General features: G+C 60.7%; 17 protein-coding genes and 1 tRNA gene. 11 read left to right on the top strand and 7 right to left on the bottom strand.

Translation table 11 applies throughout. The annotated features are described in order from the left end of the window. Nucleotides 1-593 precede the first annotated feature (593 nt). Entirely contained in the window at nt 594-1,439 is an 846-nt protein-coding gene (locus R5H32_RS03470) for a M48 family metalloprotease (RefSeq protein ID WP_318337282.1), read from the top strand. A 135-nt stretch (nt 1,440-1,574) separates the two neighbouring features. Here R5H32_RS03470 and R5H32_RS03465 read toward each other — a convergent pair whose 3' ends face one another. Further along, the gene (locus R5H32_RS03465) at nt 1,575-2,093 is read right to left on the bottom strand and encodes a thermonuclease family protein (protein WP_318337281.1); all 519 of its coding nucleotides are present in this window, start codon (nt 2,091-2,093) and stop codon (nt 1,575-1,577) included. A 541-nt stretch (nt 2,094-2,634) separates the two neighbouring features. On the opposite strand from R5H32_RS03465, the gene R5H32_RS03460 reads away from it, so the two are divergent. Further along, nucleotides 2,635-3,603 (top strand): HNH endonuclease, encoded by a 969-nt coding sequence (locus R5H32_RS03460; protein ID WP_318337280.1) that lies wholly within the window; start codon nt 2,635-2,637, stop codon nt 3,601-3,603. Nucleotides 3,604-4,032: 429 nt separating this feature from the next. Beyond that, nucleotides 4,033-4,695 (top strand): hypothetical protein, encoded by a 663-nt coding sequence (locus R5H32_RS03455; RefSeq protein WP_318337279.1) that lies wholly within the window; start codon nt 4,033-4,035, stop codon nt 4,693-4,695. A 439-nt stretch (nt 4,696-5,134) separates the two neighbouring features. On the opposite strand, the gene R5H32_RS03450 is transcribed toward R5H32_RS03455, so the two are convergent. Together R5H32_RS03450 and R5H32_RS03445 are read right to left on the bottom strand one after the other, a co-directional pair. Continuing rightward, nucleotides 5,135-5,674, bottom strand: coding sequence for a recombinase family protein (locus tag R5H32_RS03450; protein WP_318337278.1), 540 nt, complete (start codon nt 5,672-5,674; stop codon nt 5,135-5,137). A 474-nt stretch (nt 5,675-6,148) separates the two neighbouring features. Then, nucleotides 6,149-7,162, bottom strand: a complete 1,014-nt coding sequence (locus R5H32_RS03445) for a helix-turn-helix domain-containing protein (protein WP_318337277.1) — start codon at nt 7,160-7,162, stop codon at nt 6,149-6,151. Nucleotides 7,163-7,471: 309 nt separating this feature from the next. Between R5H32_RS03445 and R5H32_RS03440 the strand changes: the two genes are divergently transcribed. After that, nucleotides 7,472-8,860: an amidohydrolase family protein gene (locus tag R5H32_RS03440; protein ID WP_318337276.1), complete on the top strand. Its 1,389-nt coding sequence runs from the start codon at nt 7,472-7,474 to the stop codon at nt 8,858-8,860. A 916-nt stretch (nt 8,861-9,776) separates the two neighbouring features. On the opposite strand, the gene R5H32_RS03435 is transcribed toward R5H32_RS03440, so the two are convergent. From R5H32_RS03435 to R5H32_RS03425, 3 genes are all read right to left on the bottom strand, one after another. Beyond that, nucleotides 9,777-11,141 (bottom strand): hypothetical protein, encoded by a 1,365-nt coding sequence (locus R5H32_RS03435; RefSeq protein WP_318337275.1) that lies wholly within the window; start codon nt 11,139-11,141, stop codon nt 9,777-9,779. Nucleotides 11,142-11,237: 96 nt separating this feature from the next. Then, a complete protein-coding gene (locus R5H32_RS03430) occupies nt 11,238-12,635 on the bottom strand; it encodes a DUF6538 domain-containing protein (RefSeq protein WP_318337274.1) in 1,398 nt (465 codons plus the stop codon). 82 nt (nt 12,636-12,717) lie between these two features. After that, nucleotides 12,718-12,805 (bottom strand) — tRNA-Ser (locus R5H32_RS03425). 412 nt (nt 12,806-13,217) lie between these two features. On the opposite strand from R5H32_RS03425, the gene R5H32_RS03420 reads away from it, so the two are divergent. The 7 genes from R5H32_RS03420 (at nt 13,218) to R5H32_RS03390 (ending at nt 19,860) form a co-directional block, all read left to right on the top strand. Next, complete coding sequence (locus R5H32_RS03420; RefSeq protein WP_318337273.1) at nt 13,218-14,234, top strand: SPOR domain-containing protein; 1,017 nt, start codon at nt 13,218-13,220, stop codon at nt 14,232-14,234. Nucleotides 14,235-14,254: 20 nt separating this feature from the next. Further along, on the top strand, nt 14,255-15,415 hold the full coding sequence (locus tag R5H32_RS03415; protein ID WP_318337272.1) for a D-alanyl-D-alanine carboxypeptidase family protein: 1,161 nt from the start codon (nt 14,255-14,257) through the stop codon (nt 15,413-15,415). 8 nt (nt 15,416-15,423) lie between these two features. Beyond that, nucleotides 15,424-16,035: a dTMP kinase gene (gene tmk / locus R5H32_RS03410; protein WP_318337271.1), complete on the top strand. Its 612-nt coding sequence runs from the start codon at nt 15,424-15,426 to the stop codon at nt 16,033-16,035. Then, nucleotides 16,032-17,162: a DNA polymerase III subunit delta' gene (locus R5H32_RS03405; RefSeq protein WP_318337270.1), complete on the top strand. Its 1,131-nt coding sequence runs from the start codon at nt 16,032-16,034 to the stop codon at nt 17,160-17,162. Before tmk ends, R5H32_RS03405 begins: the two co-directional genes overlap by 4 nt. A gap of 139 nt (nt 17,163-17,301) precedes the next feature. Continuing rightward, nucleotides 17,302-18,108, top strand: coding sequence for a TatD family hydrolase (locus tag R5H32_RS03400; RefSeq protein ID WP_318337269.1), 807 nt, complete (start codon nt 17,302-17,304; stop codon nt 18,106-18,108). Between the two features lies 1 nt (nt 18,109). Further along, the gene (locus R5H32_RS03395; RefSeq protein ID WP_318337268.1) at nt 18,110-18,910 is read left to right on the top strand and encodes an MBL fold metallo-hydrolase; all 801 of its coding nucleotides are present in this window, start codon (nt 18,110-18,112) and stop codon (nt 18,908-18,910) included. Between the two features lie 20 nt (nt 18,911-18,930). Then, nucleotides 18,931-19,860, top strand: a complete 930-nt coding sequence (locus R5H32_RS03390; protein ID WP_318337340.1) for an AEC family transporter — start codon at nt 18,931-18,933, stop codon at nt 19,858-19,860. A 31-nt stretch (nt 19,861-19,891) separates the two neighbouring features. Here R5H32_RS03390 and R5H32_RS03385 read toward each other — a convergent pair whose 3' ends face one another. Further along, nucleotides 19,892-20,428 carry a DUF6647 family protein gene (locus R5H32_RS03385; protein WP_318337267.1) on the bottom strand — a complete coding sequence of 179 codons (537 nt, stop codon included), beginning with the start codon at nt 20,426-20,428 and terminating at the stop codon, nt 19,892-19,894. Nucleotides 20,429-20,494: the final 66 nt, after the last annotated feature.

The raw sequence follows: 20,494 nt of genomic DNA, 5'->3' as shown, positions 1-20,494 counted from the left end.
GCCGCGCCCAAGGCCATGCGGAATCGGAATGGCGGTCAAAATGGGGGATTGAGAATATCCATCCAGAGCCAAGCCATTGAATTTAATAGTTATATTTAGATGATATGGCGGATGAGGTGTGCGCGGAGAGTTTCGAACATACCTTTAATACCATTATTTTCCAGTCGCTTACAACGCCACCTCCGAGGCTGTGTTACTTGTATGTACCATTTGTGTAACCTCTCTCACGCCCCGTGGAGGGCGCACTTCGAAAAGCACGATGCTGTGATTTGATCATATTTTCCGTTTCCTGCTGTCCAATAGCCGCCTGAGGTGTTCAATGCAGCAGCTAACCGAAGAGAGAAACCCTCAGTACTTCCAGACAACCCGCTCGCCTTTGATGCCAGGACACACGGTCTCTGGGTGTTTCTCATGCACCCAATTCAACGGCTGACCGCTCGTCGCCTTGCAGATGGCTAAGGCTTCCTCTTCAGTGGCAGAAAAGACGTGGCCCCAACGGCTTGGGTGTCTATCGACGGTTCCGCTTGCTTCTAGCTTCCGCACACGCATAAAGATCAGTTTAGGGGGCGTGCATTACTAGAAGGTTAAACAGCATGAACGTGTCTCGTGTACTGCGAATTGCCACCCCGATGGCAATTGCAATTCTTCTCTCCGCCTGTGGCACGACCTACAACCTTCCAGGGATCGACGAAAGCGTCACAAGCCGCGCTAGTTCGATGTTCGCAGATGCGAAGGCTGCACCACCACGCAAACTCGCGAGCCCTTCAACCGGGGAACACAGATTTCGACGTGTTGCCCATCGCGTTGAGCCCGTGGCTCGACAACTCTGCGAACGCGAACTAGCGGCAGACAAAACAATCGACTGTAACGTCCGCCTTGAACTTGATCGCGAAATGCAGGAACGCAACGCCTACTTCACTTATGCGAAAGCGGGGAATAAGAGTCCTGTGATTCGCTTCTCGCTGCCGATTTTGCAGGACGCTGAAAGCGACGACGAGGTCGCCTTCATCATGGGTCATGAGTACGGCCACCTTATCGGGCAACACATCCAAAAGCAGCAGCAGCAAGCAATTGCTGGGGCGCTCCTGCTTGGAGCCGTTGCTGCCTACTCTAACGCCCAGGCTGCCTCAGCTGGTACCTACTATGACCCGAACGACGTGAGTAGGTCGGTGGAACTTGGTGCAGCGGTAGGGCAGCGCGCCTTTTCTCAAACCTATGAACTCGAAAGCGACATGCTAGGAACGCGGATTGCAACTTGGGCGGGTTATGATGCCGTCAAAGGAGCGAAGTTCTTTGCCCGTGACGAGGCAGCACGTTCAAAAGCCGGTCAGCTATCTTTCTGGGGAACCCACCCATCAGACGCGAAACGCCTCGCGGTTGTAATCGCGACTATGGAAGAGATTAAGGCCAAGCAGGCACTTACGCGCAAAGCAAAATAGCGATTTTTTGGGGGGGCGGCCTTTCGGTCGCCCTTTCCGCTTCGTGCACTCGTAGTATCTTCTTTTCGCGACGCACTGCATTTGAAATTCTAATGCGCCCACCGCCGCCAGAGAGTCGGCTGTCGCTTTCACGCTTCACTTCCGACGCCAATCCCAAGGCATCATGAACCTGCTCTTCCAGATTCCCCTCTGATTGAAACGTGCCGACTTTTCCTCGTCAACATAGTCCAATCCATAGCGTTGATAGGCAACCGCCCAACCATTCTCTACCATCCAGGCATTAAGATCTTCGCCACTCTGATAACACACGCCGACCAGCCGACCGTAGCGATCCGTGTTTCGGATTTCGCACCAGACAGGCAAACGCAGGATTCGATCCGCCAAGGCAAAGGCTACATCGCGTCCACAGCGCCACTCAGCACCATCTGGGAGTACGCAGCTTTGACGTGCTTCAATCGCATCGATGGCATGTAGGCGGATACGACCTCCATGGATTTCAATCGTGTCACCGTCAATGACAGTCGCAATGCCAGCAACGGCATCAGCGCTCACGGATGGCGCGCTAGAAAGGGAGACCACCAAAATCGCCATCAGCCCAAGGCAAGTAGCTACGGCATGATCTTTAAGCCAACGATAACCGGGAATGACGATCATAAGTGTTGTGTCTGCCCGCCCAACTCCAGGGGCGGGCAAAGTGGTTCAAGCAAAGGACCTAGTGGCAGTGATATGGCTCGGAGCCGGCATGGCAGCATTGCCCGGCAGGCGAATCCTTGCGGCAGCCACCACTGTGCTCGACAAGTTCACCTTGCTCGACATGCATGATTGGCGTGGCAAGTGCTTGCCCAGCAGACAGAATTGCAATGACCGGTAGTGTGAGCATTAGCTTCATTGTTGGTTACCCTTCTGAAAAGTGCACAACCTGCACGGTCGGAGTTTTTCCGTTTTCGCGCGAGCTTGCAAGTGGAGCATCATGGTTTGTTTTCAGATGGTTCGGCCACCGAGAGCCTGGCCTGCTGCGAAAATCTACACCGACCTACGTAACGTTTCTCGGCGGTTGTGCAGCCCTGACTGGAATGGAGAAGGCTTAACCCCAACTACTTGGGTGCCTTTCGACGGTTCCGCTTGCTTCCAACCTCAATACACGCATAAAGATCAATTCCACGAGTGTGCATTACTAAAGGGTTAACGCGGGCCAATGACCACCCTTGCCGACCTACTAAGCAGAATCTCCGGCGAACATAGGTCAGCCCTAGACTGGTTCAATGCACGCAAGGGAAATAAAGTCTCTTGGTCTGACATCAAAGCCCATGCTGAGAATGACGCCCGACTCGTCGCCCAGGCTAAGGGCATCTACAAGCCCCACTACACGCATTATGCGCTCAGTGTCCGGACCCTTGCGGACGGCCCTTACCCTGACAAGGAAGTCGAGTATCGCTCCGATGGGAGTTGGGTCACACAGTACTTCCAGGAGAACCCAGACTCTACTCTAAGAGACCGTGAGGCGACCAATCGTGGGCTCATGGCCTGCATGGAAGACAGCGTACCTGTTGGCTTCTTGATCAAGCGGAAGCCCAAGCCTGGGGTTACCTATGAAGTCCTGGGGCTTGGGCTCGTTACCGATTGGACTAACGGGTACTTCACGATAGAAGGCTTCGCGGACGACGGGGAGGCACACACTGGCGCTGGGCAGCATGACGCCGCACAGGCACGGGCTCGGGCTGCTACTAGCGCTAGTGATCCGGCAGAACACTTCGATGTTGCCGCCTCCGAGGACGACCTACGAGAGCAAGTCATCTCTCAGGTGGCTCGCAGACGTGGCCAAGCCCGGTTCAGAGCCGAGCTTCTGGAAGCTTACGAGGGCCGATGCTGTATCTCGGGATGTGACTTCACAGAGGCCTTGGAGGCAGCCCATATAGCGCCCTACCGCGGGCCGCAGTCGAACCATCCGCAAAACGGCCTTCTACTACGGGCCGACCTGCACACGCTGTTTGACCTCGGCCATTTGGCAATCAGCGAGAACTTTAGGGTGGTCCTTTCGTCGAAGGCTAAGGCGAGCGCAGGCTTCAGCCCGTTTGATGGGCAGCCCATAAGTGTACCGCAGCTAACAGCGCAGCAACCGTCGAGAGAGGCGCTTCGTAGGCACAGAGATTGGTCTGGGCTGTGAATAGAGTGGGTAGCGGCGAGCAAGAGCGGTCCGAACTGGACATTCCGGCCAGGCGCGGCGAATGGCGGCATTAATTTTACATGCTCAGACTTGGATGTATTCAATGCGGTTTTGCATCAAAGCCCTAAGCTCTTTGACAATCATTCGAACGAGTTAGATTAATTTTGACAACTCACACCCCAACTTAGAGATGACGCGGAAGATCAAATGGTGTTGCAAAGAGTTAATATCACTGAAGCGGACCGGAGGCATATTATTGCCCGCTCGGGCGGATGCTGCAACAAGTGTAAGATGCGGTTGTTCTTGGAAAACGCGTTCGGTGAGAAGGCACGTCTTGGAGATGATGCCCACATAGTTGCTGCATCGGCGGATGGACCGAGAGGTGAAAGTGGTCTTGACGCGCAACGCAGGGCCGCTCCAAATAATGTGATGCTACTCTGTAAAAACTGCCATGCTGAAGTAGATCAGCAACCGAAGCGGTTTCCCGTGGAGGTTCTGTTGCGGATGCAAGAAGAGCACTACAATTGGGTCGACGACTGCTTGGGTGATGTGGTTGGTGACCGTCCACCATTTCATTACTTGTCATACATCAACGTTCCCCGGGCGGATATGTATGCGGCCGCTAATTCAATTTTTCTGCCTCAACCACAGTTCGGCACGGCTCGGAGCATCAGAGACCTTGGCATGGGATCAGGCAGGCTCATGGCAGGTTATGTCAACGTGCTTAACCATGAAGACCTATATGCGAACGAACTGAGTGACGACACTGCGCTGGCCGACCTGCAAGTTGGCGAATACTGGTACTCACCCGAAGCTACCTTTCGCAGCAAAAAGGTCCTCGACACTTACACCGACGCCGTGCCAGAGGCCTGGAAAAAGCAGGAATGCATCATATATCGGAAATTCGATGGGTGGCGGCTGATTTGCATGATCGATCCGCGGTGGCTAACGACATCTACAGCTTCGGTAACATTAAGTTCTGGCACCTTCAAAACAATTGCTCTGGTGCACATAGCGTCCATCGACACTGATGCTATGGTTGCCTTGGCATCGCCAATTTTCCTTGGTGCTCCGGACAGAGGTTTTTTGTGATGGGTCGCCGTCATCAGCTGGCGACTGAGCACTTTAAAGCAATCGCAACTGCGGAAAAAAAAGAGTTGGCCGGACCTTCAATGGCATGGCGAAATCGACAATTGTGATGTTTGCTCACGGCCAATGAGAGACGAACCATTCATGATAGATGGTCCTTGTGCGGCGGGACGAGGCCCTTTGTGGGGCAATATCTGTGTTATTTGTGCACATAAATATTCGCCAGTAATAGGCTGGGGAAAGGCTCAGTTATATGAGAAAGACAGGGATGGCATCTGGAAATTGGTATCCGGCGGTCCACCAGCATAACTACTGTCTATAGCCCACGAACTTATGCGCCGAACTGGAAGTAAGGAAAGCAGACATTTGCTCTGCGGGCAGCGAACTTCCGCTTCCCGCCTTTGCCGAGCCATGGGGGCACGTAGCCCCCATCGTTCATCTCTCAGCACACCCGATAGATCGACCGCTCAGACACCCCAAGCTGCCTTGCAACCTCTCGCTTGCTCACCCCTTCAGCCAGAAGCCTCTTGACCTCCTCAGCCATGGCCCTAGCCGTCGGCTTCCGTCCCCTGTACTTGCCCTCTGCCTTCGCCTTGGCGATACCTTCCCGCTGCCGCTCAAGCATCATCTCTCGCTCGAACTGAGCCACGGCCCCCAGGACGTTGAGCATGAGCTTCCCAGTGGCGTTCGAAGTATCCAGGCCAAGGTCGAGGATTCTCAGCCCCACCCGCTTACCGTCAAGTGCCTCTACGATTTCTCCCAGGTGCCGCACAGAGCGCGCCAAGCGGTCGAGCTTGGTGACGATTAGGGTATCCCCCTCCCGACAGAACTCCATAGCGGCTCTGAGAGCCTCCCTGGGGCCGACAGAGCTTGTCTGCTCCTCCCATAGCCGCTCACAGCCTATGGCTCTCAGTGACTCTCTCTGAGCCTCCAGGCCCGCCTTCTGTTCGAGGGTCGAGGTTCTTGCGTATCCGATCAGCATTCTGTCGGTCTCCTGTCTGCCAATGATGTCTAAGAGGTCGGAGCCCTGGGTCTGCCAAAAGTCAGAACCCACTCCATTGTCGGCCTATTTTGACTCCCTCTGACCCTGACACACGGGCAAGCCCTATTGGCGGACGCTAAGTCTCTGTTACGAAACGTATTGCGTTGGAAGGGGGCGGGGGTCTGGAGAAGTGACTTCAAAAAACGGGGGTTATTATTGCTCTTATTATTGTTGGATTTTCGACGGGCCGTTGTCGCTCAAGGCGTGGCGAGCCGAGGGCTCGCAATGACCGGAATGCGGGACAAAACTGCCGGTCGGTGCTTCCCCTTGAAAGGCCGCTATGTGCAGTTCGCGACTTCGGCGGTCGTCGCCTAGCCGACGAGTAGCCGACTATCTAATTCTCGTCGAGCCAACGATAGCGCCGGGGTTAGGAATGTTTGCTTCGCAATCACAAAAATGATCTCGAACCATGCTTCACGTCTTGGGATCGGTTCCGTTTGCATCGATCTGTGATCGGAAGGATCGAGGGCTCAGTCCTACGGCCGCTCGGAATGCGCGTGAGAAGTTTGAGCGATCGGAGTAACCGAGCGCGGCCGCAATTTCATCCACAGAGTCGTCGCTCGAACGCAAACGATCCTTTGCTAAAGCAATCTTGGCCCGACGTAGCTCATCCGAAATGCTCGTCTTTTCCTTGGCAAGGCGCCGAGCCAAAGTCGCTCGGCTCATTGACACCAGGGCGGCCGCGTCATTGGCACTGAGACCGCCTTGGCCGATCTTATGCGCGATTATTGCTCGGAAGTCGGTGAGGAAGTTGCTCCCGTTTTCTGGCTGGTTGCATGCACCGACTGAGTTTCCCAACGCCTTGTGATCGACAGAATGGGCAAGCCACTTGGAGGGAAACTTCAAGCGGAAGCCCATCTCGTCGCCCTTGAGCCGTTTGAAATCTGAAAAACTGGCAGGGAGAACGTCTGGATTGCAGAGGATAATGCTTACCTGGCCGGCGTCGAACCGGGGGCCAAGGACGCTGCTTAGGATTGTCACGGCCAGGCCAACCATAAAACCGTCGTTCTGTGCCGGCAAAATCGTTGGGTGAAAAAGACGAGTTTCGCCGTAAGTTGCCTGACCTCCTCTGACTTCCAGATAGGTCGTCACCGAGCTTGCGACCTCGTTCGCCTGGCTGACAAAGGTCGAGAGAAAATCGGCCAGCGAGCCCCCTGCAGCGAGCGCAGTTTCAATCATTGGCCAGCCCTTGGGATCCAGACGCGCGCCGACAGACGCGCAGAATGTCAAATCCTCCACCGCATCGGCGCAAGCCTCGAGAAATTGGTGGACCACCATAATGTGCACGGACTCGTCGCCGTGTAGGACCGCGGCTTCGGTTAGACCGACTCTCTCGAACACGATTTCGGGGTCGACCCCACGTTCGCTGAGCGCAGCAACGAAGGGACGCAACAAGCTCAGCTTCGCGAGCGGAAGTCGTTTGGTCATGTCGGCTCCTGTGCCAACTGATCTTCGGAGGTTGCGCCATCTGTCGGTCAGTTCAAGGCGCTGCAAACAAAACAACGCTTCCAAGTGTCATTTCGTCGCAAGAATCTTTCGCGCCAACTCTAAATGACACCTCGGCTTCGTCAACTTCTGGCATGCTCAAAACAGGAGCGCTTCGCGTCAGCGATGCTGGCGAGGGAGACGAAAGCAGCATGACTGACGGCGCGTTTCGCTCGGAGCGAAGGACAAGCAAGGATAAAGACGAAAATGAGACCATCGACTAGTAGGATCTTTGCCGCAATTCTCACGGTGATGACGTCATCGCTTGCGGCCGCACAAGAAGGCCAGAACGGGCAAGTCCTCATAACGAACGTGAGCATCTTCGATGGCAGCAGCGATGCGCTGCTAGAGGGCCAGGATGTGCTCGTTGAAGGCAACCTGATCAAACAAATCGGGAGCGGCTTGGCAGCAGGGGACAACGCGATCGTGATCGATGGCACTGGTCGCACAATGACCCCAGGGTTCATCGATATGCACCAGCACCTTATGCTGGGCGGCCCCGCTGGGCTGTTTTCGACGGGCGAAGAGATCGATTTCGCCACTGCCGGGGCCATCGCTGCGCAGAACATGTATGCGCACCTCCTAATGAAAGGCATCACGACCGTGAGGGATATCGGGGGCAATTCCCTCGGGTTGGCCAAGGGCGTGAGAATGGGCTGGATGACGGGCCCGCGCATATACTCGGCCGGCCCGCCGATCGGGCCTCTTGGCGGCCATGGTGATGTTGGCGGTTGGAACCAGCACCTTGGTCCGGATGAATCGGTGTTAATGGGCAACCTCGCGCTGACCAGCACGGTAGACGAAGTCATCAAGCAAGCACGATGGAACTTTCGAAAAGGAGCGGCTTTCCTGAAAGTCATGCCAGGCGGCGGCGTATCAACAGAGTTTGACCCTCTTGAAGTCATCAGTCTTACGTTGGACGAAATGAAAGCTGCCGTTGCGATCGCCGAGGACCAGAAAACCTATGTCGCAGCCCATGCCTATCGTGATGACGCGGTCAACCGTGCGATTGATGCGGGCGTCAAAGTCATAGAGCATAACTTTCTGGTTTCGGAAGAAACCATCAAGAGAATGGCGGAAGAAGATATTATCCTTTCACTACAGGGATATATGGCAGGAGTTGCCTTTGCAAATCCGGAAAGTGTTCCGTGGTACACCCCTGAACAGATCCGCAAGGCAAAGTCGGTTCATACCGGTACCCTGCAAATGGTGAAATGGGCGCGCGAGCACGACGTGTTCATTGTTAGCGGTTCCGACATGTTCGCTGAGCAGTGGCCCATCACGAAGAAAAACATCACCATCGAGGTGGAGTTGTTCGAGTTCGCGCCGATTGAGGCGCTGCGCCATGCTACAGGGAATGCAGGGATCGTCCTTGAAATGTCTGGACCAGCGAGAAACCCCTATCGAGAGGGACCACTGGGCGTAATCAAAGAGGGTGCCTATGCGGATATCCTGTTGTGGGACGGTGATCCGACGAAGGATATCAAAATTATTGAAGATGAGGAAAAGTTGCAGCTCATCATGAAAGACGGTGAGCTGTACAAGAACACCACCGTATCACATACCGATCCAACCTACCGGCCAGCTCCTGAAATGCGAATAACACCAGGTAATGCGGGAAGAGGTCGGACTACATTATGATATTTCAGCGCGAACTCAGGGTGCAAGTGCACCCTGAGTCCGTAAAATAGATGTCCGCTTGCCGCACACGGCGACCAATGCTGCATGAGACACCGAGGTCTGGAGAGGGCTCGAAGCAGACGTTCGCATCAGCGATGCGTCCAGGACGCATTGCTCCAAACGCAAGGCGGGTTTACGCCTAAGTCGCCTTGCTCAGGAAACCTCAGGCAGTCAACCTACCAACCAGGGAGGAAACATCCGGTGACCATACAAGGAGTTTCCATTGGAACGCGCTGCAAGCCTTACTACCACATCCTTTCTTTCCGGCATTCTCCGTGCCGTCACCGCGCCTCTGATGGCGGTCGCTAGGTTCCTCATCATGATGGCCGAAGCGGGACCTCGAATGGATGCTCTCCGACGCCTGAACGCAATGAGCGACGAGGAACTAGAAGCGAAGGGGCTGACTCGGGCCGGAGAGGTGGAGCGTCTCTTCGGGAATAGGTTCTACGCCTGACAGGGGCCTCCCAGAGTCTCTGGGGTGACTCAGGAGCGGCCTTCTGTATTTGGGCTGCCACCCCCACGCCGAGGCGGCTGTATGCGCCTCAGTGACTCTCCCAGAGTCTCTGGGCGGGTGGGCAGATGTGGCGCTTTAATTGCCAGTAGTCCGGACCCAAATAGTGTGGGGCTGAGATACTCAGGGCCTTACGTTTCAAGGTAATGCCCTGAGTGTTCTTATATGGTCTTCTCTCTGTCCTGCCCAGAGAGTGTCATTAAGGGGGTTATCTATCTCGATTAGGTATACTCAGAGAGAGACATTAGCCCTGAACTCAAGGCCCAAGTTTCATTGCGCTGAGAGTACCAACTATGTCTGCATCCACCTCAATGAGGCATTCCTTGAGAACATCCTTAGCCCCACAGCTCCTTAGCCCATCGCCCCTTACTTAACCCGGATGAAGGGACGAGCACCGAACCGGCGTTCGTAGGCCAACCCCAGAATGTCTATGGCAAGCTCTCGGTCCCGCTCGGCGACAATAAGGCTATCATGGACAGGAAGCGCCCCCACCTGGAAGTGGTCTCCAAGTTCCAGCATGGCAGCGAGGAAGCATTCCGACTCCTCATATTGTAGGCGAGCCCAATCAAGGCTTCCCCGGCGGATGGAGCCGATAACGGGGTGACGCTTTAGCAGAGCCTCGATGACATCCTTGAGCTTGTAGGTCTTGCCCAGCTTTCTACCCCGCTTGGCTTCGTAATCCTTGCCTAGCTTCTGCGGCCACCGGGTCGGAATCTCCCCCTTTCCAGCGATGGCTGAGAACAGCCCTTTCACCACGTCCCGGTCGATGCCTTCGATGTCATAGGGGTCCTCGTCAATCGGAAGCTTCCTCCCGTTCAAAGCGCTGAGGATGAAGAGGTGGCTTGCTCTCACGTCGATCTCGACAGTCGGCTCACCCCGACAGGTGATCCATGCGCGCTCTTCCTTCGGAATCTGCTGCCAGTCCCCCTCAGAGCAGCAATAAAACCGACCACCCATATTGAAATCGAATCCTGGCCAATTGCCACGGTTGAAGAGGCGGTAGACCCTTGGAGCCTCCGCAAGGTCAAACCCGGCGTTGGCGAGGATACCGTTGAGCCGCCTGACGCGCTGGGCCTCCGCCTCGTAGCTCGGACCCTTTAGGCGAATGTTCCGAGGCTGCTTCCGCTTTCCCTTCGCGTCGTAACGCTCATCGCGCACCGTCACGGGGCGGATAAGTGCTTCCTCCTTGCAGAAGTGGTCTTGGATGGTGTCGGGTGTGAGTCCGCATTCCTCAGCAAGCGACAGGAGGGAGGGAAGAGCCCTGAACCGACGGGCTTTGACATAGTGTCCCACGTCAATTGGCTCGCCTTCCCAGACCTCTCTGGCTTGGATGTATCCGCTAGCTTGGATAAGCCCCATGACCGGCCAGAAGGCCACCAACAGATCGAAGCTCCGGGATGAGACCAAGGTGTCTCCCAAGGCTTCTCTGTCGCTTGATCTGTACATGAAGCCAGCGGCCTCGGAGTTACCTGCATTACGGAGAAGGTCTGCCGCAAACGCCCCTACAGCCCCCGTAAAGGCCCTCAGATCGTCCGCCCGACGCTGACGAGACCTGGGCTTTGCTTTGACCTCGTGCTCAATGGTCAGGCGCGTGAGTGCCTCAGTGAAGCGCTTGGCCTCGTCGGTCTTCGGCACATAGAGGAACTCGGCCATCTTGGCCTTGTTGAGATGGTCCTTGGTATACGTCTCGATGAGACGCGCGTGGCCACTGAGTGATAGGTCGTTCGCCATTTTTCGTCCTTTCCAGCACCCAAAGCGCTGGGCAGGCCTTGCTTGGCCCGCACAACGTCCAGGGATGAATGTCGATTGAATCGGTCCAAGAGAGGTTCAGGCTGCTTGCGTCGAAGCGACCTCTTGACTGCTTTGCCGTGCAGGCCTGACGACTTTCAGCATGTAGGTGTGCATCATTTCCAAGCTATGCCCTTTGCCATAACCCTCGCCAACGCCAAGGCGCTTCCAGCCCCCAATGCGGTCGATCAAGTCCGCTGGCGCAAGGACGTCCCTGAGCCGATCCCGCATCGTGTGCCGGAAGCTGTGAAGCCCTTGCCCGTCCTTTGCGAGCTTGTTTTCCTTCAGCCATTTATTCAGCGCCGAGGAGGCGGAATTGGCGTTGAAGGGCTTCGCTGCGTCCTTCGGATGTAGGACCGGAAAGAGGAAGTCGCCAGGCGTAGACATGGCCCGCTGAGCCGCCCAAAGAGCCTCACCCACCAGAGGCACAAGGCGCTCGGATTGTTTGGTCTTAAGGCGACGCTCCTCGGTGGAGCGAAGCTTCATGTGAGGAATGGGATCATCTAGGATCACGTCTTCCTTGCGCAGCCCAGCGACCTCAGCAAGACGCGCCATCGTGTCCGAAATCATTGCAATCGCCCAGCGCCGCTGGTCATCGACCTCACGGCAGCGTTGTTGGATCGCGTCAAGCTGGGGCATCGTGTAGACGTCCCGTGGCTTCCTAGGACCTTCATCCCGATTGGGAATGGTGACCTCGACAAAGGGGTTCGTAGCCTGAAGCTCAAACTCCCTTATGCCGGTATTGATGACCGGTCGGACCTGCGACAGATAGCGTTTGATGGTCTCTGCGCCGACGCCGGTAGCGACCAGCCTCCGAACAAACTCGTTCGCATGTTCGCGGCGAAGACCGTCTAGGGGCATGTCCCCCGTGATCTCAAGCAGCAGGTTCCATGCCCGGTCGAATTGCTGCTCACCCACCTTGTTCTTCGGTCCCTTGCCAAGCTCGAAATGCTTCTCCCTGGCGTCAGTCAGCGTCCGAGGAATGGGCGCTCCACGGAGGATTTCAATGGTGAGATGGTCCTGAGGCGAGACATGGGGCGGCTCGTCATCCGGCTCATAAGGCGCAACCAAGCTATCCACGAAGTCCGAAATGACATCGTGGTCAGGGAAGCGCTTGGCGTCACCCGGTTTCAAGCCGTAAGCCTCCAGCATCGCGATGGAAACCTTGGGATTGGCGTCATTGCCGTGACCCTGCCTGTGCGCCTTCCAAAGCGCATCAAGCCGCCTCGTATGGCTGTTCGCAAGCCGAGCCGCCTCGGCCTTGTCTGTTGTCTTGAGGCTGAAGAAAAGCTGGGGCTTCGGCTTACCTGTCCTGGAATCCTTGTGGAGGCTCCTAGCGTCCTCAGGAACCCGCCTTCGGTAATACCAAGTGTTGTCCTTGAGTTGGATGTGCTTGCACATAACCCTGAAGGCCCCGATTTCAAACAGCAGTGTCACCTTGTGTAACCCCATGTGTTACCTGCGGCAACCCCTGGAATTGGCACAAGTCTCTGATATTGCATTATTAATCAGAGAGTTGTGGCGGATGAGGTGGGATTCGAACCCACGGAACCTTTCGGTTCGCTGGTTTTCAAGACCAGTGCCTTAAACCACTCGGCCACTCATCCGTGTCAGTCATCGAGGCCGGAGCCCGATCGCCGTGATCGCGTCCCGCAGGCCCGACCGGAGGAGCTTCTACCCGTTTCCGGTTTCGCGGTCCAGCGGGTCCGGGAGGGTCCGTCCGCCAGATGGTGTCGGGCCGCGCAGTCACCTGTCCAGGCCTTGCCGGGGCGCCGCCTTGCCGGGGGCCGGGCGATTCTGATGGGCGGCCCACGCCGATTTCCGCCCGGACACATGGCTGGCCTTTTCTTGCCTGCGGCGAGCCGCTACAATCCGGCGCAAGCGCGGCAAAGGCGCATAGGGTTGGGCGTGAAGGTCGGGCGGTCTCCTTCGGGGTTCCTCCGGGCTTCTGTTTCTTGGCAGTCCAAGCGCGACGGGAGAGTTCGCGCGAAATCGGGGGCGAGGATGAATAGGCAGGCGATGGCGAGAGGCTGCGTGGTGATTGCGACCATGGTGGCACTTGCGGGGTGCCAGAACACTGGGCAGACCTCGGGCGCCGGACCGACATCGGGCGCAACAGGAAAAGCGGCGGCGGTCCAGCATGATGTCGAGTCGCCGGAGGTCTTCAACCTGACCGGCGACGGCTTGTGGGACGGACGTCCCTCGCTCGGTGGCGTCTGGGTGGCGCATGCGACCGTGACCGATCCCGAACGGGTGATGATCCGCAATACCGTCAACGGCAAGTCCGTCGTCGGGGCGCTGTTCCGGCGTGAGCGCGAGAATCCGGGGCCGAGCCTTCAGGTCTCTTCCGACGCGGCCGACGCGCTTGGCATGCTCGCCGGCCAGCCGGCCAAGCTGAGCGTGGTCGCGCTCCGCACCAAGGAAGTGCCGGCGGCGGCGCCGGCAGAGCCGGAAGCCGCGGTTCCCGCGAAGGCGGCCGAGCCGCCAGCCGCGAAGCCGGCAGCGGCCGGCGCCGCAACTTCTGCAACTGCGCCGGCTGCTGCTTCTGCTGCCGCCGCCGCTCCGGAGCCCAAGACCGGCGGTTTCTTCGGCCTGTTCCGCAAGAAGCCCGAGGCGCCCGCCGCCGCTGTGGAAACACCGGCCGCGGCGAGCAACAGCGGCTCTGGCATCGAGCAGTCCACGCTTGAGCCGGTCACGGCCGCCGCAGCCGCGGCGATCGACCGCGCCGAGAGCGAGGCCGCGGCCAAACCTGCCACGGCGGCCAAACCGGCAGCGGCCACCGCGCCGGCCGCGGGGGCGGCGCCGAAAAGCCCCTATGTCCAGGTCGCGATCCTCAGCACCGAGGCGAATGCCCAGAGTGCCGCGAGCCAGCTCAGGGCTGCCGGAATGACCGCGACCGCTCGCACCGGCACGAGCGGCGGCAAGCCGATCTGGCGCGTTCTCGTCGGCCCCGCGGCGAGTGTCGCCGAGCGCGACACGCTCATCGCGCGGGTCAAGAAGCTCGGCTATTCCGACGCCTACCCGGTGTCGAAATAAAGAAGGAGCATGATACCAGAATGACCCGTCTTGCCGCTTTCCTGATCCTCGGCCTTCTGGCCGCCCTGCCGGCCCGCGCGTTCGAAACGCTTGCGGGTGCTGCCTGGGTCTATGACATCACAACCGGAACCGTGCTTCTGGAAAAGAACGCGGACCAACCGCTTCCGCCCGCGTCGATGTCGAAGCTCATGACCATCAACATGCTGTTCGAGGCGTTGAAGGATGGGCGGGTCAGCATGGACACGGAGTTTGCCGTCTCGACGAAGGCCTGGAAAATGGGCGGGTCCAAGATGTTCGTGAAGCCCGACGACCGTCCCACCGTCGAAGAGCTGATCCACGGAATCATCATCAACTCGGGCAATGACGCCTGTGTCGTTGTCGCGGAAGGACTGGCAGGCTCGGAGGAAAACTTTGCCGCGCTGATGACGCAGCGCGGCAAGGATCTGGGCCTGACGCAATCGCACTTCACGAACTCCTCGGGGTGGCCGGACCCGAACCACAAGATGAGCGCGCGCGATCTGGGATTGATCGCCACCCGCCTGATCACGGAGTTCCCGGACCTCTATCCGTTCTTCGCCATGACGGACTACAACTACAAGGATCGGGTGCCGGCGAATTCGCGCAACAGAAACCCGCTGCTGCGGACAGGCGGCAGCGGCGACTGGACCGCGGACGGGCTGAAGACCGGCCATACGTCCGAGGCCGGTTACGGGCTCGTCGGCTCGGCCGTGCATGAGAGCGGCCGGCGCATCGTCTTCGTCATCACCGGGATGGCCAGCGAAGCCGAACGCGCGCAGGAGGCCGAGGCGATCACCAGCTGGGCGTTTCGGGAGTTCATCCAGAAGACGGTCGCCACGAAAGGTTCCCGGATCGCCGAGGCCGATGTCTGGCTCGGGTCCTCGTCGCGCGTGGGGCTCGTCGTCGGCAAGGACCTCTCCCTGCTCCTGCCCTCGCTCGCGCAGGACAAGCTGAGTGCGAGCGTCGTGTACACGGGGCCCATCGAGGCGCCGGTGGAAGCGGGACAGAAACTCGCCGACATGGTGATCGAGGTGCCGGGCATTCCGCCGATGACCGTCCCCCTGGTGGCCGAGAACGCGGTGGCGAAGGGCGGCTTCCCGACCCGGATCAAGACCGCTTTCGGGATCCTCGCCACCCGGGTCATGGCCGAGATCGGAAGCTGACGGGCGGGATGTTCATAACCTTCGAGGGGATCGACGGGTCGGGCAAGTCCACCCAGGCGCGGCTTCTGGCCGACCATCTGCGCGGTGCCGGACATGACGTGGTGCTGACCCGCGAACCGGGCGGCAGCCCCGGGGCGGAGGAGATCCGGCGGCTGGTGCTCGAGGGCGATCCCGACCGCTGGTCGGCCGAGACCGAGATCCTTCTCTTCACGGCGGCGCGGCGGGACCACATGGAGCGGACGATCCTGCCGGCGCTCGCGGCCGGCAAGATCGTCATCTCCGACCGCTTCGCCGATTCCACCCGGATGTATCAGGGGCTGTCGCGCGGCGACCTGCGGGCGACCGTCGACCGGCTCCATGCGATGATGATCGGGCGCGAGCCGGACCTGACCTTCGTAATCGACATGGACCCTGAGCTCGGGCTTGCGCGCGCCAAGGGCCGCAACGGGGCCGAGGAGCGGTTCGAGGATTTCGGCGCCGACCTCCAGCGCCAGATGCGGCAGGGCTTTCTCGCGCTCGCCGCCGAGTTTCCGGGCCGTTGCCTTGTTATCGACGGCAACCGCGCGCCCGAGGCGGTCGCGGCCGAGGTCGCCGCGATCGCGGCGAAGGCGCTGGCATGAGCGAAGCGGGGCATCCGGAACCCGACCGGATCGAGGGGGCGCCGCATCCGCGCGACACGCAGCGGCTGATCGGGCAGGAGGCTGCGGAAGCCGCGTTTCTCGACGCCTACGGCACCGGCCGGCTGCACCACGCCTGGCTTCTGACCGGGCCGCGCGGGGTCGGCAAGGCGACGCTCGCCTGGAGGATCGCGCGCTTCCTCCTTGCCACGCCGGAGGAGGCCGGGGGCGGGCTCTTCGGGGATCCCGCGCCAGTGCCGGACACGCTCGACATCGCTCCGGACCACCCGGTCGCGCGGCGGCTCCAGGCCGGGGCCGAGCCGCGGCTCTTCGCGCTGCGCCGCGCCTGGGACGAGGACAAGAAGCGGCTGAAGACGGTAATCACGGTCGACGAGGTGCGGCGGATGAAGAGCTTCCTGCAGCTCTCTGCGACCGATGGCGGCCGCCGCGCGGTGATCGTCGATCCGGCCGACGAGATGAACACCGCGGCCGCGAACGCGCTTCTGAAGATGCTGGAGGAGCCGCCCGCGGCGGTCACCTTCCTGCTGATCAGCCACCAGCCCTCGGGCCTTCTGCCGACGATCCGCTCGCGCTGTCGGGAGCTGCGGCTCGCGCCGCTGTCGCCGGAGGGTCTCGCCGAGGCGATGGCGGCGGCGGGGGCGGAGGCGGGCGACACGGGGGCGCTCGCGGCGCTGGCGGGGGGCTCGGTCGGCGAGGCGATCCGGCTCACCAACCTCGACGGGCTGGAGACCTACGCCGCCATCGTCGGGCTCTTTGCGACGCTGCCGCGGCTCGACCGGCCGCAGGCGCTGAGGCTCGCCGAAAGCGCGGCGCAGCGCGGGGCGGAGGAGCGGCTGGCGCTGTTTCTCACGCTCATGGAGCTGTTCCTGTCGCGCCTTGCCCGCGCCGGCGCGCTGGGGGCGACGGGTGCCGAGGCCGCGCCGGGCGAGGCGCAGCTCTTCGCCCGTCTCGCGCCGGACGCCGGTGCCGCGCGGGCCTGGGCCGAGCTGCACCAGAGCCTCGGCGCGCGGGCACGGCATGCGCGGGCGGTCAACCTCGACCCGGCGGCGCTGGTGCTCGACATGGTGCTGAAGATCGACGAGACCGCGCGGGAGCGGCTTGGCGGATAGAGGGCAGGGGGCCAGCCCCCACGCGGTGCGGGGCACCGCGTTTCCCCGGAATATTTCGGGCAAGATGAAGGGGAAGCGGCGGGACATGGGGCGCGGTATTGCGATTTTCTTCTGCGGCGAAACGCGCTAATGGCAGGCCATGACCGATAGTCCGCGCCTTACCGACAGCCATTGCCATCTCGACTTCCCGGATTTCGGGGAGGAACTCCCCGAGATCGTCGCCCGCGCCCGCGCGGCGGGGGTCCACCGCATGGTGACGATCTGCACGCGGCTGAGAAACGAGCCCGCCGTCCGCGCCATCGCCGAGGCGCACGAGGGGGTCTTCTACGCCGCGGGCACCCATCCGATGAGTGCCGCCGATGAGCCGATGGCGACGGTCGAGGAACTGGTGGCGCTGGCGCGGCACCCGAAGTTCGTCGGCATCGGCGAGACCGGGCTCGATTACCACTACACCGCCGAGAGCGCCGAGGTGCAGCGGCAGTCACTCCGCATCCATATCGCGGCGGCGCGCGAGACCGGGCTGCCGCTCATCATCCATGCCCGCGCGGCGGACGAGGACATGGCGCGAATCCTGGCCGAAGAGCACCGGGCGGGGGCCTATGCCTGCGTGATGCACTGCTATTCCTCGGGGCCGGAACTGGCGCGGGCCGCGCTCGATCTCGGCTTCTACCTCTCGATGTCCGGCATCGCCGCCTTCCCGAAAAGCGGGGAGCTGCGCGACATCTTCGCCGCCGCGCCCGTGGACCGGATCCTCGTCGAGACCGACGCCCCCTATCTCGCGCCGCCGCCGCATCGGGGCCGGCGCAACGAGCCGGCCTATGTCGCCCATACCGCGAAGGTGGGGGCGGAGGTCTATGGCCTCTCTCATGCCGAGTTCGCGGCGCGGACCGAGGCGAATTTCGAGCGGCTCTTCTCCAAGGCGGCGGCAGCCGCGAAGGTGGCGTGACATGGCGGTGATGCGCTTCACCATCCTCGGCTGCGGTTCCTCGGGCGGGGTGCCGCGGATCGGCAACAACTGGGGCGACTGCGATCCGGCCAACCCGAAGAACCGCCGCAGCCGCTGCTCGCTGCTCGTCGAGCGGATCGGGGACGGCGGCACGACGCGGGTCCTGATCGACACCTCGCCCGACATGCGAGAGCAGCTCCTGCGCACCGGGATCGATGCGCTCGACGCGGTCGTATACACGCATTCGCATTCCGATCATGTCAACGGGCTCGACGACCTGCGCCAGATCGTGTTCCTGACCCATCGCCGGGTGCCGGTCTGGGCCGACGGGCCGACGCAGTACGAGCTTTTGGCGCGCTTCGCCTATGCCTTCGTGCAGCCCGAGGGGTCCTCCTACCCGCCGATCTGCGATCTCCACACGATCCGGGGACCGGTCCGGATCGAGGGCGCGGGCGGGGTGATCGAGCTTGACCCGTTCGAGGTCGATCACGGCGATATCGACGCGCTCGGTTTCCGGATCGGCGGGCTCGCCTATCTGCCGGACGTGCTGAAGATCCCCGAACCGGTCTGGGAAAGCCACCTGAAGGATCTCGACGTCTGGATCGTCGATGCGCTCCGCCGCAAGCCGCATCCGACCCATGCCCATCTGGCGCTGACGCTGGAATGGATCGCGCGGGCAAAGCCGCGGCGCGGGATCCTCACCAACATGCATGTCGATATCGACCATGCCACGGTCGAGGCCGAGACCCCGGACCATGTCAGCGCCGCCTATGACGGGATGGTGCTGGAAGTCGAGGTCTGAGCCTCTTGCCGGGGCTGCCGATCCAGGCGCTGCTGGAGGTCACGCTGCCGGTCTTCCTGGTGATCGGCTTCGGCTATCTCGCGGTGCGGTTCCGGGCCTTCAGCGATGCCGGTGTCGACGGGCTGATGAAGTTCACCCAGAACTTCGCGATCCCCTGCCTGCTCTTTCGAGCGATCTCGACACTCGACCTTGGCCAGACCTTCGAATGGCCGCTGCTTCTTTCGTTCTACGCGGGCGCGACGGCGGGGTTCGTGGCAGGCATCCTCGGTGCGCGGATGATCTTCAACCGGCCCTGGCCGGACAGCATCGCCATCGGTTTCTGCTGCCTCTTCTCGAACTCGGTTCTCCTGGGCCTGCCGATCACCGAGCGTGCCTATGGCGCCGGGGCGCTCGCCGCCAACTACGCGATCATCGCGGTGCATTCGCCGTTCTGCTATGCGCTCGGCATCACCACGATGGAGATCGTGCGCCACGGCGGGCGCGGCATCTTCACGATGATAAAGGCCGTGCTGACGGCGATGTTCCGCAACGCGCTGGTGATCGGCATCGCGCTCGGGTTCGCGGTCAATCTCACGGGAACCCAGCTGCCCGGCGTCTTCACCGAGGCGGTGGACCTGATGGTGCGGGCGGCCCTTCCGGCGGCGCTCTTCGGGCTTGGCGGCGTCCTGGTGCGCTACCGGCCGGAGGGGGACCTCCTGACGGTTCTCTTCATCTGCGCGGTGGCGCTCGGCCTTCATCCGGCGATCACCTGGAGCCTCGGCTCGGCCTTCGGGCTCGAGCCTGCGCCGTTCCGGTCGGCGGTGCTGACGGCGGCGATGGCGCCGGGGATCAACTCCTACATCTTCGCCAACATGTACGGCGTGGCCAAGCGCGTCGCGGCGACGGCGGTGCTGGTTGCTACGGCCTTGTCGATCCTCACGGTGTCGGTCTGGCTGACGATCCTCGGCTGAGGCTTCGCGCCGAACCGTGCCCGGAGCGGTTTCAGTCCGGATGGTGGTCGCGCACCGCGCAACTGGATTCCAAAGCGATGGCGAGCCAGAAGATCCCGCTTTCGAGGCCCGCCTGATCAAGGAATGTCTCCTGAAGCTTGTAGGCATCCCACTCCATCGCCTGATCGCAGTACCAGTGGCGCGCGTGGGCCTGGCGATGGTGGACGAGTTCGTGCAGCAGGATGCTGCGGTCGTAGACCTTGTCCGCGAACCACGGGCGCTGCAGGTAGATCGTGGCGGTTTCGGCATCATAGGCGCCGCGGGTCGCGGGGCCGTGATGCGCGGTCTCGGCGCTGATCGCCGCCATCTTGCCCGCCGGGACCATGACGATGCGCGGTGGCGGCCCCTCGGCGCGGGGATAGGTCCCGAAGTGGTCGATCCAGGCTTCGAGGACGGGAGCCGCCTTCTCGATGGCGGCAAGTTCGGTGTGGGTCCTGGCACCGACAACGGTGATTTCGGACTGAGCGGGCAGCGCCGCCGCGACAAGCGCCGCCGTGACGACGAGCGCCGCAAGATACGGGAATCGCATGGGTCTTCCTCCGTCGTAGGGAACCGGGGGAAGATGGCGCGCCGGTCTCAAACCGGCGTCAGTGCG

The organism is Defluviimonas sp. D31 (genome assembly GCF_033436765.1).
Lineage (GTDB): Bacteria > Pseudomonadota > Alphaproteobacteria > Rhodobacterales > Rhodobacteraceae > Albidovulum.
Note: the sequence above shows the minus strand (reverse complement) of the source record. Positions and strands in the feature narration are given on the sequence as shown.